This window comes from Pseudomonas sp. CM27, from assembly GCF_013179515.1.
Classification (GTDB): Bacteria; Pseudomonadota; Gammaproteobacteria; order Pseudomonadales; family Pseudomonadaceae; genus Aquipseudomonas.
This window is the reverse complement of sequence record NZ_JABMCN010000051.1, coordinates 1-13,701: the sequence shown is the minus strand read 5'-3', so window position 1 is coordinate 13,701 and position 13,701 is coordinate 1. Positions and strand designations below refer to the sequence as shown.

General features: G+C 62.7%; 17 protein-coding genes. 11 read left to right on the top strand and 6 right to left on the bottom strand.

What is annotated here, in order from left to right:
- The first annotated feature begins 12 nt into the window (after positions 1–12).
- From HP547_RS08820 to HP547_RS08810, 3 genes are read left to right on the top strand one after another with little or no spacing between them, the layout of a single operon-like run.
- A complete protein-coding gene (locus HP547_RS08820; protein ID WP_172286072.1) occupies positions 13–366 on the top strand; it encodes a hypothetical protein in 354 nt (117 codons plus the stop codon).
- Between the two features lie 38 nt (positions 367–404).
- Positions 405–581, top strand: coding sequence for a hypothetical protein (locus HP547_RS08815; protein ID WP_172286071.1), 177 nt, complete (start codon positions 405–407; stop codon positions 579–581).
- Between the two features lie 10 nt (positions 582–591).
- Positions 592–873: a pyocin activator PrtN family protein gene (locus tag HP547_RS08810; protein WP_172286070.1), complete on the top strand. Its 282-nt coding sequence runs from the start codon at positions 592–594 to the stop codon at positions 871–873.
- Here HP547_RS08810 and HP547_RS08805 read toward each other — a convergent pair.
- On the bottom strand, positions 842–1,984 hold the full coding sequence (locus tag HP547_RS08805) for a site-specific integrase (RefSeq protein ID WP_172286069.1): 1,143 nt from the start codon (positions 1,982–1,984) through the stop codon (positions 842–844). The two genes, HP547_RS08810 and HP547_RS08805, sit on opposite strands and share 32 nt — an antisense overlap.
- 96 nt (positions 1,985–2,080) lie before the next feature.
- Between HP547_RS08805 and dusA the strand changes: the two genes are divergently transcribed.
- From dusA to HP547_RS08790, 3 genes are all read left to right on the top strand, one after another.
- On the top strand, positions 2,081–3,091 hold the full coding sequence (gene dusA / locus HP547_RS08800; protein WP_172286098.1) for a tRNA dihydrouridine(20/20a) synthase DusA: 1,011 nt from the start codon (positions 2,081–2,083) through the stop codon (positions 3,089–3,091).
- 170 nt (positions 3,092–3,261) lie between these two features.
- Positions 3,262–4,188, top strand: coding sequence for a transaldolase (gene tal, locus HP547_RS08795; RefSeq protein ID WP_172218500.1), 927 nt, complete (start codon positions 3,262–3,264; stop codon positions 4,186–4,188).
- Positions 4,189–4,373: 185 nt separating this feature from the next.
- On the top strand, positions 4,374–6,224 hold the full coding sequence (locus tag HP547_RS08790; protein ID WP_172286068.1) for an alkaline phosphatase D family protein: 1,851 nt from the start codon (positions 4,374–4,376) through the stop codon (positions 6,222–6,224).
- 57 nt (positions 6,225–6,281) lie between these two features.
- Here HP547_RS08790 and rssC read toward each other — a convergent pair whose 3' ends face one another.
- On the bottom strand, positions 6,282–6,764 hold the full coding sequence (gene rssC / locus HP547_RS08785) for an anti-sigma factor antagonist RssC (protein WP_009686305.1): 483 nt from the start codon (positions 6,762–6,764) through the stop codon (positions 6,282–6,284).
- Complete coding sequence (rssB, locus tag HP547_RS08780) at positions 6,761–7,942, bottom strand: two-component system response regulator RssB (protein ID WP_172218540.1); 1,182 nt, start codon at positions 7,940–7,942, stop codon at positions 6,761–6,763. The genes rssC and rssB overlap by 4 nt, the downstream gene beginning before the upstream one ends.
- A gap of 270 nt (positions 7,943–8,212) precedes the next feature.
- Between rssB and HP547_RS08775 the strand changes: the two genes are divergently transcribed.
- Complete coding sequence (locus HP547_RS08775; RefSeq protein WP_172286067.1) at positions 8,213–8,512, top strand: PilZ domain-containing protein; 300 nt, start codon at positions 8,213–8,215, stop codon at positions 8,510–8,512.
- A 29-nt stretch (positions 8,513–8,541) separates the two neighbouring features.
- On the opposite strand, the gene HP547_RS08770 is transcribed toward HP547_RS08775, so the two are convergent.
- Positions 8,542–9,249, bottom strand: a complete 708-nt coding sequence (locus tag HP547_RS08770) for a VacJ family lipoprotein (RefSeq protein WP_172286066.1) — start codon at positions 9,247–9,249, stop codon at positions 8,542–8,544.
- Positions 9,250–9,450: 201 nt separating this feature from the next.
- Between HP547_RS08770 and HP547_RS08765 the strand changes: the two genes are divergently transcribed.
- Positions 9,451–10,014, top strand: a complete 564-nt coding sequence (locus tag HP547_RS08765) for a phosphonoacetaldehyde phosphonohydrolase-related protein (RefSeq protein WP_172218506.1) — start codon at positions 9,451–9,453, stop codon at positions 10,012–10,014.
- A gap of 122 nt (positions 10,015–10,136) precedes the next feature.
- Positions 10,137–10,400, top strand: coding sequence for a DUF4404 family protein (locus HP547_RS08760; protein ID WP_172218508.1), 264 nt, complete (start codon positions 10,137–10,139; stop codon positions 10,398–10,400).
- A gap of 103 nt (positions 10,401–10,503) precedes the next feature.
- Here HP547_RS08760 and queF read toward each other — a convergent pair whose 3' ends face one another.
- Both queF and HP547_RS08750 read right to left on the bottom strand, forming a co-directional pair.
- Entirely contained in the window at positions 10,504–11,334 is an 831-nt protein-coding gene (gene queF, locus HP547_RS08755; RefSeq protein ID WP_172218510.1) for an NADPH-dependent 7-cyano-7-deazaguanine reductase QueF, read from the bottom strand.
- 68 nt (positions 11,335–11,402) lie between these two features.
- The gene (locus HP547_RS08750) at positions 11,403–11,909 is read right to left on the bottom strand and encodes a plastocyanin/azurin family copper-binding protein (protein WP_172218512.1); all 507 of its coding nucleotides are present in this window, start codon (positions 11,907–11,909) and stop codon (positions 11,403–11,405) included.
- A 174-nt stretch (positions 11,910–12,083) separates the two neighbouring features.
- Between HP547_RS08750 and cinR the strand changes: the two genes are divergently transcribed.
- Positions 12,084–12,764: a two-component system response regulator CinR gene (cinR, locus tag HP547_RS08745; protein ID WP_172218514.1), complete on the top strand. Its 681-nt coding sequence runs from the start codon at positions 12,084–12,086 to the stop codon at positions 12,762–12,764.
- Positions 12,761–13,701, top strand: a 941-nt coding sequence (locus HP547_RS08740; RefSeq protein ID WP_172286065.1) for a heavy metal sensor histidine kinase, incomplete at its 3' end; no start/stop codon positions are given. The genes cinR and HP547_RS08740, both read left to right, overlap by 4 nt.

The following is a 13,701-nucleotide window of genomic DNA, read 5'->3' as shown; positions in this document are numbered from 1 at the left end:
AGAGCTATTGCCATGACCAAACACACGCCCGGCCCCTGGTTCGTTGAGTCCAGCGACAAAACCCCGATCTACGTCTCGCCAGTTGATCGCCACGAGCAGATCGCCATCTGCAACGTGATGGTCATCGATGAGGATGGCGATAGCGATTCGGGCGATTGGATCAACGGCGACCAGACCAAGGCCAACGCCAAGCTGATCGCCGCGGCGCCACTGCTTCTGGCTGACCTGATCGATGCCGCTGCCCAGTTGCGCAAGTACGAAACCCTGCACCGCGCCAAAGGCACTGCTGACAGCCTGGCCAAGGCCGAGGTCAACGCCGAGCTGGCAGCGCGCTTCGAGCAGACCATCGCCCAAGGCACTGCCTGACGACAAACCTGCCGCCACCGGCGGCGTGGAGACCATCCATGAACGTGATCGACTGCTACGTCACGAAGATCCTCGGCGAGCCGTACCGCAAGTTCGGCGCCTGGAGGGTCGACTTGGAATACGACAGCTGGGGCCGCACCAGCAAAACCCAGATCATGTTCCGCACCGAGGAAGCCGCCAGGGCGGCGCAGGTCGGACACCACTTTTTGGCCTGAGGAGGCTCACATGAACACCCATTTCCTGCTCATGGCCCAGTACGGCGGCCAGGCAATCATCCCGCTCGAGCGCGTGTGCCTCGACTATTTCAGCCACCTGACCCCGGAGAAGATGAAGGGCAAGGTCGCCCGGGGCGAGATCAACCTACCGCTGGTCTGCATGGAGAGCAGCCAGAAGTCAGCCCGCGGGGTGCACCTGAACGACCTAGCCAACTACCTCGACGATCAGCACCAGAAGGCCAAGACCGAGCACGACAAGCTCATGGGTCGAGGCCTTCGACGCGTCTCTTGACCCTCTTCTGGGCCTCGATCACGGGGCCCGTTATCACCTTCTCGATCCATTCCCATCCTTTATATGGATCGCCATTCCCCCGCAGGTGCGTATAGCGCCGCATCGAGTTCCAATCCCGGTGACCGGAAACAGAGGCCACCTTCGGGATATCCCACCCCATTTCGAATAGCCGACTCACGCCATCATGGCGCAGGTCGTGAAAATGCAGGTCGTCCATCTCCAGGAAGTTGCAGGCCCTGGTGAACGATGCCGAGATCGACCTTGAGTTGTACGGGAACACCTCGTCAGCAACACGCGGCATGGACTTCAGGATTCGCCACGCCTCGTCCGGCATGTGGCACCAGACGTCGTTGCCATACTTCTGGCCTGGGTTCTTCATGTCGGTGATCAGCGCCGACTGATCCTTCTCGTTGAGCGCATCCCAGCGGATCCTGGTGATCTCTTCCTGGCGACGAGTGGAGAACAGCGCGAACAGCACCACGCGCAGCATGTCGATCTCCTGCTTGCGGCGGTCACGCATCTCCTCGAAGTACGTCAGGATCTTGCCCAGTTCATCCTGGGTCGGTCGGCGGTTGCGCTCGCGGCTTCGGGTGACGGCGCCCATCTTGCGCAGAACCTTCCGCGCATCCGGCATCGCGTGCGGGTCGACCTCATAGCCCCACGCCGGCCTGGCCACAGACAGCACGGCGCCGAGATGGGCCAAGTCGTTGCCCACGGTCTGCGCCTGGATGCCGTCGTTCTCCATGCGCCACATGGCATAGTCCACCAGCTTCTGGCTTGTCAGCTCGCTGTCGACCACGTCTCCCAGCCAGGTTTCCTTGATGGCCAGCAGCGTGGCGCGCTTGGTCTTGCCCAGCGGCCGCAGCTTTTCGTACTGATCGAGGTATTTCTCGACCATGTGCCTGACCGTCACACCGCTGCGGTTCGCCTTCTCGATCGCGCCCGGCTCGTGCAGCTCAGCCTCGCGCTTCCTGATCCAGGCCTGAGCCGTAGTCTTACGATCGAAGGTCTGGCTTTCCTGATAGACTTTCACGCCCTTGCGCATGATCCTGATCTGGGCGTCGTAGGTGGTCGACCCGTCTTTCCTTTTGCGGGTTGTGATGGTGCCCATTTGCTAAATCCCCAATTGCCTTTGCTGAAATTCAGCAACGAGCTTTTGAGAATAAGCAAAAAAGGTAGTAAACGATAGATAATGAGAGAAACCAGAATGCACCCCGAAACACCAGAAAACGCGGCCCGCCCAGTAGATACGGTAGTAAGGCGGTTTTCTGTTGCGCCGATGATGGACTGGACAGACCGCCATTGCCGGTTCTTCCTGCGCCTGCTCTCCAAACACACCCTGCTCTACACCGAAATGGTCACCACCGGTGCCCTGCTGCACAACGACGCCCACCGTTTCCTGCGCCACGATATATCCGAGCACCCGCTGGCCCTGCAGCTGGGCGGTAGCGTCCCGGCCGACCTGGCCGCTTGTGCGCGCCTTGCGCAAGAAGCCGGCTACGACGAGGTCAACCTTAATGTCGGCTGCCCGAGTGACCGGGTGCAGAACAACATGATCGGCGCTTGCCTGATGGCTCACCCAGGCCTCGTTGCCGATTGCGTGAAAGCCATGCGGGATGCGGTGTCGACGCCGGTCACGGTCAAGCATCGCATCGGCATCAATGGCCGCGACAGCTATGCCGAGCTGTGCGACTTCGTTGGCCAGGTACGCGAGGCCGGTTGCCGGAGCTTTACCGTGCATGCGCGCATCGCGATCCTGGAGGGGCTGTCGCCAAAGGAGAACCGCGAGGTGCCGCCACTGCGTTATGACGTGGCGGCGCAGCTGAAAGCTGACTTTCCGGACCTGGAGCTGGTGCTCAACGGCGGTATCAAGACCTTGGCCGAATGCCAGGCGCACCTTGAAACCTTCGACGGCGTGATGCTGGGGCGCGAGGCATACCACAACCCTTACCTGCTGGCCGAAGTGGACCAGCAGCTGTTCGGCAGCGGGGCGGCGGTGGTCAGCCGCAGCGAGGTGCTGGCGCAGTTGCGGCCTTATATCGTTGCGCACATGGAAAGCGGTGGCGCGATGCATCACGTTACCCGGCATATCCTCGGGCTGGCCCAGGGGTTCAAGGGCGCGCGGCGGTTCCGCCAGCTGCTGTCGGCGGACATCCACAAGGCGGCGCAGCCGCTGGCGGTGTTTGACGAGGCGGTGGAGTTGTTGCAGGGGCGGTAATCACGCTTGCCAGGCGACGCGGTGGATGGACGGCGGAACCTCGTGGCAGCTTGTGACTCGAATGTTCACCTCTCGCAACGGCCGTCGCCGGCCAGCCCTGTTCCGCAGGCCCTTGAGCGGCCGTCGGGGCTCGGGTAATGTCGAGTAAATGCACAGGACAGAGCACGCCCATGACTTCCAAGCTGGAACAACTGAAGCAGTTCACCACCGTGGTCGCCGACACCGGGGACCTGGATGCCATCACCCGGCTGAAGCCGGTGGATGCCACCACCAACCCGTCGCTGCTGCTGAAGGCCGCCGCCATCCCCGGCTACGCCGACCTGCTCAAGCAGGTGAAAAGCGATGCCAAGGGTGATGTCGACCTGGCCTGCGACAAGTTTGCGGTAGCCGTGGGCTCGGGCATTCTCAAGGTCATCCCGGGGCGTATTTCCACCGAGGTGGATGCCCGCCTGTCGTTCGATGAGCCTGCCCTGCTGGCCAAGGCGCGCAAGCTGATCGAGCTGTACGAAGCGGCCGGCGTTGGCCGCGACCGCGTACTGATCAAGCTGGCGTCCACCTGGGAAGGCATCCGCGCCGCCGAGAAACTGGAAAAGGAAGGCATCCAGACCAACCTCACGCTGCTGTTCTCCTTCGCCCAGGCGCAGGCCTGCGCGGATGCCGGGGTATTCCTGATTTCGCCCTTCGTCGGCCGTATCTACGACTGGTACAAGAAAAGCACCGGCAAGGAATACGTGGGCGCCGAGGACCCAGGCGTGCAGTCGGTCACGCGTATCTACAACTACTACAAGGCCAATGGCTACGACACCGTGGTCATGGGCGCCAGCTTCCGCAATATTGGCCAGATCGAGCAACTGGCAGGCTGTGATCGCCTGACCATCAGCCCCGAGCTGCTGCAGCAACTGAGCGATGACCAGGGTGAATTGCCACGGGTGCTCAAGCCGGGCAATGCCGGCGAGGCGAGACAGCAGCTGAACGAAAGCCAGTTCCGCTGGGCGATGAACGAAGATGCCATGGGCACCGACAAGCTGGCCGAGGGTATCCGCCAGTTTGCGCGGGACCAGGAGAAGCTGGAGAAGTTGATGGCTGAAAAAACCTGATACATTTCGGGTTTGCCTGGCGGGCGGGAAATGTTCAGCATTTTCCGCCCGTTTTGTTTCGCCGGCCTTAGTCGTGTTTTGAATCCCGGGCCTCTTCGCGGGCGAACCCGCTCCCACAGGCCTGAGAAAGCCCCTGCAGGGCGTATCTACCCGCGAAGAGGCCCGATAAGCCACCCGAGCTTTCGATGACTCCCTCTGCCCCACTCCCCCTTGTACTCGCCGGCCCGGTCTTGCGCCGCCTGGAACCCCAACGCCTGGCCATCTGGCTGGTCGCCAGCCAGCCGCTGCAACCGGCATTCACCTGCTCGGCAGGCGAGGCCCGGGTCGATTGCCAGATCGTCCCGGTCGGCCGGCACGCCTTCATCCACCTGCTGGATATCCACTTCGCGCAGCCGCTGCCCTGCAACCAGCTGCTCGACTATGACCTGTTGCTCTACGGCCAAGGCATCGCCAGCTGGGCGCCGCACCTGCTCTACCCCGGCACTCAGCGCCCCAGCCTGGTGCTGCGCGAGCGACTTGACCAGCTGCTGCACGGCTCTTGCCGCAAACCGCACCACCCCGCCACCGACGGCCTGCTGTGCGCCGACCGCCTGCTGCAGACTTGTGCAAAACCCGAAGACCGCCCGGCCGTGCTGCTGATGACCGGCGACCAGGTATACGCCGACGATGTCGCCGGCCCCATGCTGCGCGCCATCCACAGCCTGATCGGGCGCCTGGGCCTGTTCGACGAAGCACTGGAGGGGGCAGTGGTGCCCGACAGCCAGGCGCTGTACCAGCACCCCGCCAGCTACTATCACCGCGCCGACCTGCTGCCGGCGCAGGCCGTCAACGACAACCTGCGCGAGCGCTTTTTTGGTGGCAAGCGCAAGCCGATCTTCTCGTCCAGCAACGCCGACAACCACCTGGTGACCTTCGCCGAAGTGATGGCCATGTACCTGCTGGTGTGGTCGCCTGTGCCTCGGCAGCTGGTGGACCTGCAGATGCCCATCGGCCTCAACGACCAGCGCCAGGCCCGATATCAGCAGGAACTGCCGCTGATCCAGGGCTTTGCCGACAACCTCGACCAGGTGGCACGGGTGATGGCTCACCTGCCCAGCCTGATGATCTTCGACGACCATGACATCACCGACGACTGGAACCTCTCGGCACAGTGGGAGGAAACCGCCTACGGCCACCCGTTCTCTCGGCGGATCATCGGCAATGCCCTGCTCGGCTACCTGCTTTGTCAGGCCTGGGGCAATGACCCCGACGGCTGCAAGCCACTGGTCGAACAGTGCCAGACGCTGAACAGCCAGTCTCAGGACGCACTGATCGGCGAGCTGCTCCGTTTTCAGGGCTGGCAGTTCAGCCTGCCCACTGAGCCGCCGCTGCTGGTGCTGGACACCCGCACCCGCCGCTGGCGCAGCGAAAGCAGCCTGGCCAAGCCGTCCGGGCTGTTGGACTGGGAGGCGCTGAGCGAGCTGCAGCAAGCGCTGCTGGACCATCCGTCGGCGATCATCGTGTCGCCCGCACCGATTTTTGGGGTAAAACTCATCGAAACGGTGCAGAAAGCGTTCAGCTGGCTGGGCTACCCGCTGCTGGTGGATGCCGAAAACTGGATGGCGCACCGGGGAGCGGCGCAGGTAATCCTCAATATCTTCCGCCACTCTCGTACGCCAGGGCACTACGTGGTGTTGTCCGGGGATGTGCACTATTCGTTCGTCTACGAGGTGCTGATCCGTCATCGCCAGCGCAGCCCGCACTTGTGGCAGGTGACCAGTAGCGGGATCAAGAACGAATTCCCGCGCCGGCTGCTGGATGTACTGGATCGGCTCAACCGCTGGCTCTATTCACCGCGCTCGCCGCTGAACTGGTTTACCAAGCGGCGCGAAATGCAGGTGCTGCCGCGTACGCCCAGCCACAGCAAGGCCGGGGAGCGGTTGTGGAATGGTGCGGGGTTGGGGCAGGTGTTCTTCGACGAACAGGGGCGACCGGCACGGGTTTACCAGCTGGACGCGGGGGGACGTGAGGCGACCGAGTTTGTTGCTCGGGACTAGCCAGGCGCGGAAAATCAGATTGCCTGTGCCCGCAACAATGCAAGCACAGGCTAGCGATCAGCTCCGTTCCAGCGCATTGACCAGGTCATGGAAGGCTTCACGGTTGGAATCGTTCAGGCCCATGAGAATCTTGTGCGCTTCGAGCACCTTGGACCGCACGACATCTTCGTTCTGGTCCTGAGACGGCAGATCGGTCAGGCATTCCGGGCACGGTATCGGGCGATCAACGATATTGAACACCTGGTCGAAGCCCATCGACTGCAGCAACCGGGAAATGTCCGGGTTGGTGGTGACAACCGTAGGCAGCAGCCCTACCTTCTGCCGCGACAGGATCGACAGCTTGGCCAGCAGGCCCAGAGTAGTGCTATCGATACTCTCGGTTTCGGTCAGGTCGATGACAATCGCCGAGAAGTTCAGCGCAGTGAATATCTTCTCGATCGTCGCATCCAGCGCCGAACACAGGGTCAGGCGCACTTCACCGACAAACTTCAGTACGAAGGTACCACTCTGTTCGGCGAACTGGATTCTACCGGTACTCATTGAAGGTTCCTGCTCAACACCAATAGGGCGATATCATCCGGCATCTCCCCAAGCGTAGCCAATCCGAATCGTTGACGCAGCCCATCCAGGCTGCCACCTGCTGCCCTGACGATTTCCGGCAAGGCGGCTTCTTTATCTTTGAGCGTGGCACCCGGCAAAAGGTCCAGAATGCCATCGGACATCAGGCTGAGGCTGAACTGCGGCGGCAGCTCCACCACCAGGTCCTGGTAGGTGGCCTCATCGAACAACCCTACCGGCAGGCCGCGGCCTTCAAGGTAGCGGGTGTGCTCGGGGGTGTGCAGCACCGGCAACGGCAGGTGGCCGCCAACGGCGTAGGTCAATAGACCAGACTCTTCGTCGATCACCCCGCCGACCATGGTGACGTGCTTGCCCAGCTTGCTGTTGATCAGGCCGCGGTTGATGTGGCTGAGCACTTCCGACGGCTTGAACTCGCGCATCTTGCTGCGCTTGAGATCAAACATGAGGCGCGTGGTCATGAATTTCAACAGCACGGTGACAAAGGCCGACGACGCGCCATGCCCGGAAACATCGGCAAGATAGAAAGCAATGCGCCGCTCGTCCACGCGGAAGTAATCGACAAAATCACCGGATAGATACAACGACGGGATGATCTGGTGCTCGAAGGCGAAATCACCTGCCATCCAGGGGCTTTCGGGCAGCATGTTGATCTGCACCTGGCGACCGGCGGTCTGGTCCTCCTGCAACAGGTGCAGGCTGGCTTCCAGTTCACGGTTGGCAGTTTCGAGCTTGTCGCGGTAGCGCTGGTTTTCCAGCACCAGGCGCGAACGGTCGAGGGCGCGGCGTACCGAATGCTCGAGCACGGCCAGGTCTTCCAGCGGCTTGATCAGGTAATCGGCGGCGCCCAGGCGCAACGCTTCCACCGCATCACTCATGACGCCGGCACCAGACACCACGATCACCGGCAACTGCGGCGCACGCTCGCTGACCTGGCGGATCAGTTCGAGGCCGCCCATCTGCGGCATGCGCAGATCGCAGATCACGAGGTCAGGCTGGTGTTCGTCGAAGACCTGAAGGCCCTGCTGGCCGTTACCGGCCTGGAGGACGCTGAAGCCACTGTCTTCAAGATACGCGGCGAGGCTCGCACGGACCACGTCGTCGTCATCGATGATCAGCAGCGTTGCACTGGTTTTCTGCATGTGGGCGAACGGCGCCGATTTGGGTTGGTGCAGCGGTGTCGGCAAGGCAGACGGCCAGCTACGGGAATTCTCTAGGGTCACACTCTACTTGAGTTGTAGGACAAGAACACCTGCCCGGCAACTGTGAGAGCGACCTTGTAAGGCGCAGACGGTACTCCCATCCGCCAGGCGTTTCAAGCATGCAAGGGTCGACCTAGCCGCTCTTTACAGGGCAAATCACCGGGAGTTATAAGAAAGTCGACCAGCGCAACCCGATGAGAAGGATGCAGCATGCCCAACACGCCCTCCCGCCATAGCGAGAAACGCGATTTCATCCGCATGCGCATCGACACCGAGGTCAGCCTGTTGCACGAAGGCCAGGTGATCACAGCGGTGTGCCTGGACCTGTCCAGCGGTGGCATGCAGGTGCAGGCGCCGCTGCGTTTTCAGATAAGGGATCAGGTAGAGGTGCGGATCGATTCCGACCACCCGGCACTCAAGGGGCTGCATGCCAGCACCGAGGTGGTGTGGATTGCCGACCAGCCGGGCGGGCAACAGAAATTCGGCTTGCGCATCCTGGCGATGCATTAAGCCTGGGGCCGCAGCCCCCAGGCGCATGATCAGAAGTCGTCTTCGACCTCGCCATCCTTGACCTTGAACTCGCGGTTCTGCAGGTAGGCATTGCGAATGAAGATGTACTTGTCACCCTGAATCAGCTTCTCGGCCGACAACAGGCTGGCGCGGGTGTCGATCACGTCCAGTGCAAAGATCGAGTTGCGGGTCGGCACATGGTCGATGTAGCGGTAAGGTCTGGTGTAGCTGTCCGGGTACTTCGCCACGCCGTCACGCACCGTACTTGGGCCCAGCAGCGGGATGACCACGTACGGGCCGCTTGGCACACCCCAGTAGCCCAAGGTCTGTCCAAAGTCTTCGTCATTACGCTGCAGGCCCATCTTGGTGCCCACATCGAAGAAGCCGCCCAGGCCGAACGTGGTGTTGACGATCAGCCGCGCAGTGTCAACGCCCGCCGCATGGGGTTTGAGCTGCAGCACGTTGTTGGCCAGGTTGGTGACGTCACCGAGGTTGCGGAAGATGTTGTGGATGCCATCTTCGAGGAACTGCGGGGTAACCGCCTGGTAGCCCTTGGCCAATGGCTTGAGGGCATACGTGTCGACGGTGTCGTTGAAGCGGAAGATCGGGCGGTTGACCGCTTCCCAGGGATCTTCCTCGGTGGCTGCCTGGGTGGCTGCCACGGGCGCCAGCAGCATGCTGGCGCAGACACAGGCCTGGGTGACTCGTTCGATCACACTGGCACCGATCCTACGCATAGGTGTTTCTCCATCGAATTTCTAGGCCGCAAGCGCAACGGGTCGCGCTGCTGGTAAGGCCGCAGTATAGAGGCTTGCGGGCTGATAAACAGCTTTACACAACTTTGCTCAATATTTTGTGAACAACTGTTGCACCCGGCCCGCTGTCACAGAGCGGTAACAATCACCGAATAGCCTGCGGACTATTTGGGGGACGTTGCCATGGACGCTGCACCCGCCTTCACCGCTGTGCTGTTCGGCTTGCGCGGCTGCCTGGTGCAGGCCGCCAATGGCAACCCCTCGCCTGCCCCCGGCGCCCTGGCCGCCCTCGCCGGCCTGCGTCAGCGCCAGGTACCGTGCATCTGGCTGGATGACCTCACTACCAGCCAGAGCAAGCGGCTGGCCCACGTACTGCCCGACTGGCTGCCTGGGCACTCGGTCAACGGCGTGCGCTGGCCCGCGCCGAACGCCTGCTGGCAGGCCCTTATGAGCCTGGACAGCGAACGCCTCGACGGCTGCGTACTGGTCAGCGGCGACCCGCAGCTGCTGCAGTCGGGCCTTAACGCAGGGTTGTGGACAGTGGGCCTGGCCGCCTGCAGCCCATTCTGTGACCGCAGCTCGCAGCAATGGCGAACCATGACCACACAGGAACAAGACCTGGCCCGCGGCAAGGCGACGCTACAGCTGTTCGGCCTGGGCGTGCACTCGGTGATCGACCACCTGGAAGCCCTGGACACCTGCCTGCAGGACATCGCCCTGCGCCGGCGCAAAGGTGAAAAACCCTGATACAGCACTGTTGACGCGGATCATGCAAAGCAGCGGCAGGTGGATTACGCTGAAGACAAGCCAGAACCTTTGCCGCTTCGCTGAGGTCCATGGCTAGCCAAGCCATTGATGGAGAACAGCCAATGCCTGCCCGCGAATTGCAAGAGCGCCTGAACAGCTTGCGCGAGCAACTGGACCGCAACGTACCGCTTTCGGAAGAAGAGCTGGCCGCGCTGCACGAAGAAGCGCGCCAGATCGAAGCGCAACTGAAACTTGAAAAAGCCACCCCGGACAACAACCTGGTAGACGGGGTGAACCTGGCGGTGGAACGCTTCGAAGCCGATCACCCCGACCTCACCGCCACCCTGCGCAGCATTGCCAACTCGCTGCACAGCATGGGCATTTAAAGCAGCCCAACTTACTCTATGGGAGCGGGTTCACCCGCGAATGCCGCGGTGGTGCCACCGACGAATTCGCGGGTGAACCCGCTCCCACAGGGTCTACTGAACGTTACTGGCGAACCAGGCGTTTGTTCTGCGGGCTGATCGCCCCTGTGCTGCGATACGGGTTGATATCCAGCCCGCCACGGCGCACATAACGCGCGTACACGGTCAGGTGCTCCGGCTGCAGCAGGTTCTTCAAGTCCAGGTAGATCCGCTCCACGCACTGCTCATGGAAATCGGCATGCTGACGGAAGCTGATCAGGTAGGTCAGCAGGCTGGCGTGGTCCAGCGCCCTGCCCTTGTACTCGACCACCACGCTCCCCCAGTCCGGCTGGCCGGTAACCGGGCAGTTGGATTTCAACAGATGGCTGTGTAACACCTCTTCCACCACCCGCTCCGGGTCGCAGCGCAGCAACTCAGGCTGCGGCTGTTCGTAGTTGCTGATGGCAACGTCCAGTTCATCGATGCTCAGCCCCGGCAATGCCTCGACCCCCTGCGCCTCGACCTCGGCCAACGTGCGCACCTTCACACCCACCGGCTTGCCAGCGGCGGCAGACAGGTCTTTCTCCAGGCAGGCCTGCAACTCGCCCAGCGAGGCGAACACCGTCTGGTTCAGCGAATTGAGGTACAGCTTGAACGACTTGGACTCGATGATGTTCGGCGAGTCGGCCGGGATGGCGAACTCGCCGATCGCTACCACCGGCTTGCCCGACGGCAGCAGCCAGCTCAGTTCGAAGCAGTTCCAGTAATCCACGCCCTGCCAGGGCAAGGTCTGGGCACTGACGCCCAGTTCGGCCCACTTGGCAGCACGCGGTATAGGGAACAGCTGCTCCGGGGAGTAGGTGGCAATGTATTCGCTGGATTTGCCCAGCGGGGAGTGTTCGGCAGCGGGATGCATGGAAACTGACCTGAAGGTTCGAAATTGCCCTTAGTCTACCGGTTTTGCCCGCTGCCTTGCAGGGCAAGTCACTCGATGGTCATGGCCCCGACCATGCCGGCCTGGTAATGCCCCGGCACGTTGCAGGCAAACTCGATGGGCGCTGACTTGCGGAAGGTCCAGGTCAGCTCGGCGCGCTGGCCAGGCATCACCAGCACGGTGTTGCCGCCCGCGTGGGCATGGCCACCGCCGTGGTTCATCTGGCCGTGATCCATGCCGTCGTTGTTCATGCCGGCAGTGAACAGCTTGCCTTGCATGGCAATCATTTCCTTCTGGTGCTCGGCGTGCATGGCCTTGTCGCCCAGGTTGAATTCGTGGGGCAGCTTGCCCTCGTTGATCAGCACGAAACGCACCGTTTCACCGGCTTTTACCTGCAAGTTGCCGGGCTCGAAGGCAATGTCCTTGAGCAGCACTTCGACAGTGCGGGTGGCCTTGGCCGCCGGGGCCGGCTCGCCAAAGGCGAAGGTTTGCGCCTCGCTGGCAACAGTCGGCAGGCTGGCCAGGGCCAGGGTGGCGGCGATGAACAGGCGTTTCATGATGACTCCGGGAATAGACAACGGGATGAGGCCACCTTAGTCACGGGCGACTGGCAGCTACCTGACAGGCAGATTACAACTTTGTCAGCTTGGGCGAGGCGCGGGATAGTCACGTATCATTTCAAGCATCAAATCGCCCCCTGTGGGAGCAAACCCTCGGATAGTGGACAGCGCATGAAACTGCTGATCGTCGAAGACCAGGCCCGCACCGGGCAGTACCTGAGCCAGGGCCTGAGCGAAGCTGGCTTTGCCACCGAACTGGCCGCCGATGGCGAAACCGGTCAGTTCCTGGCCCTGAGCGGCGACCACGACCTGCTGATTCTCGACGTGATGCTGCCCGGCCGTGACGGCTGGCAGATCCTCCAGGCCGTGCGCCAGGCCGGCCTGGACACACCCGTGTTGTTCCTAACTGCCCGCGACGCCGTCCAGGATCGGGTGCATGGCCTGGAGCTGGGCGCCGACGATTACCTGGTCAAACCGTTCGCCTTCTCCGAATTGCTGGCGCGGGTACGCAGCCTGCTGCGCCGCGGCGCCAGCCCCAGCCAGGACACCCTCCTGGGCCTGGCCGACCTGCGCCTGGACCTGATCCGGCGCCGCGCAGAGCGTGCCGGGCAGCGCATCGACCTGACCGCCAAGGAATTCGCCCTGCTCGAATTGCTGCTCCGCCGCCAGGGCGAGGTGCTGCCGAAATCGTTGATCGCTTCGCAGGTGTGGGACATGAACTTCGACAGCGACACCAATGTGATCGAGGTTGCCATCCGCCGCCTGCGCCTGAAGATCGACGACCCACACCCCGACAAGCTGATCCACACCGTGCGCGGCATGGGCTACGTGCTCGAAGAGCGCACCGAATGATACGCCGGGTGTCCCTCGGCAGCCGCCTGGCGCTGCTGTTCGCCGCCTGCACCGCCGCCGTCTCGCTGGGCGCCGGTCTGTTGTTCAACCGGGCCAGCGAGCAGCACTTCGTCGAACTGGACCAGCAACTGCTGGACTCGCGTCTGTCGCTGTTTCGCACTCAATTGGCCGGCCTTGCCGCCGTCACCGAGCTGCAGGCCCGCTTGCCTGCCCTGCGCAATGAGCTCAGCCACCAGGCCGACCTGGCGCTGCGCATCAGTGGCAGCGACGGCGCCACCTGGTTCGAAAGCCGCAGCGGTCTGCCGCCGGCGCCAGCCGCCGGGCTTGCCACCTTGCACACCCCTGGTACCGACTACCGCAGCCTGGCCGTACGCCTGGCACAGGATAGCCCGCAGTCACCGCAGCTGACCCTGTACCTCGATATCACCCACCATCAGCACTTCCTGCAAGGCATGCAGCGCCTGATCTGGCTGACCGTCGGCCTGTCGGCGCTGGCCACGGCGCTGCTCGGGGCCTGGGCCGTGCGCAGCGGGCTGCGCCCTTTGCGACAGATGGGCCAGGTGGCTGCCAGCGTGTCGGCCCGCTCGCTCACTACCCGCCTGCCGGTGGCGCAGATGCCCGAAGAGCTTGCCGAGCTGGCGACCAGCATGAATGCCATGCTGCAGCGTCTGGACGACGCCTTCCAGCGGCTTTCGGCATTCTCGGCCGACATCGCCCACGAACTGCGCACGCCGCTGTCCAACCTGCTGACCCACACCCAGGTCACCCTCACCCGCCCGCGCAGCCTCGAGGAATACCGCGAGGCACTGCATGGCAACCTCGAAGAGCTGCAGTGGATGGCACAGATGATCAACGACATGCTGTTCCTGGCCAAGGCCGACCATGGCCTGCTGGTGCCTGGTCAAGCGCCACTGGCATTGCATGAAGAGGTGGATGC

Coding starts and splice junctions, on each gene's coding strand:
- tal (WP_172218500.1), top strand. CDS start 3,262: ATGACTTCCAAGCTGGAACAACTGAAGCAGTTCACCACCGTGGTCGCC.
- HP547_RS08805 (WP_172286069.1), bottom strand. CDS start 1,984: ATGGGCACCATCACAACCCGCAAAAGGAAAGACGGGTCGACCACCTAC.
- rssB (WP_172218540.1), bottom strand. CDS start 7,942: ATGCAGAAAACCAGTGCAACGCTGCTGATCATCGATGACGACGACGTG.
- HP547_RS08760 (WP_172218508.1), top strand. CDS start 10,137: ATGCCTGCCCGCGAATTGCAAGAGCGCCTGAACAGCTTGCGCGAGCAA.
- HP547_RS08810 (WP_172286070.1), top strand. CDS start 592: ATGAACACCCATTTCCTGCTCATGGCCCAGTACGGCGGCCAGGCAATC.
- HP547_RS08815 (WP_172286071.1), top strand. CDS start 405: ATGAACGTGATCGACTGCTACGTCACGAAGATCCTCGGCGAGCCGTAC.
- HP547_RS08790 (WP_172286068.1), top strand. CDS start 4,374: ATGACTCCCTCTGCCCCACTCCCCCTTGTACTCGCCGGCCCGGTCTTG.
- HP547_RS08820 (WP_172286072.1), top strand. CDS start 13: ATGACCAAACACACGCCCGGCCCCTGGTTCGTTGAGTCCAGCGACAAA.
- dusA (WP_172286098.1), top strand. CDS start 2,081: ATGCACCCCGAAACACCAGAAAACGCGGCCCGCCCAGTAGATACGGTA.
- rssC (WP_009686305.1), bottom strand. CDS start 6,764: ATGAGTACCGGTAGAATCCAGTTCGCCGAACAGAGTGGTACCTTCGTA.
- HP547_RS08750 (WP_172218512.1), bottom strand. CDS start 11,909: ATGAAACGCCTGTTCATCGCCGCCACCCTGGCCCTGGCCAGCCTGCCG.
- HP547_RS08775 (WP_172286067.1), top strand. CDS start 8,213: ATGCCCAACACGCCCTCCCGCCATAGCGAGAAACGCGATTTCATCCGC.
- queF (WP_172218510.1), bottom strand. CDS start 11,334: ATGCATCCCGCTGCCGAACACTCCCCGCTGGGCAAATCCAGCGAATAC.
- cinR (WP_172218514.1), top strand. CDS start 12,084: ATGAAACTGCTGATCGTCGAAGACCAGGCCCGCACCGGGCAGTACCTG.
- HP547_RS08765 (WP_172218506.1), top strand. CDS start 9,451: ATGGACGCTGCACCCGCCTTCACCGCTGTGCTGTTCGGCTTGCGCGGC.
- HP547_RS08770 (WP_172286066.1), bottom strand. CDS start 9,249: ATGCGTAGGATCGGTGCCAGTGTGATCGAACGAGTCACCCAGGCCTGT.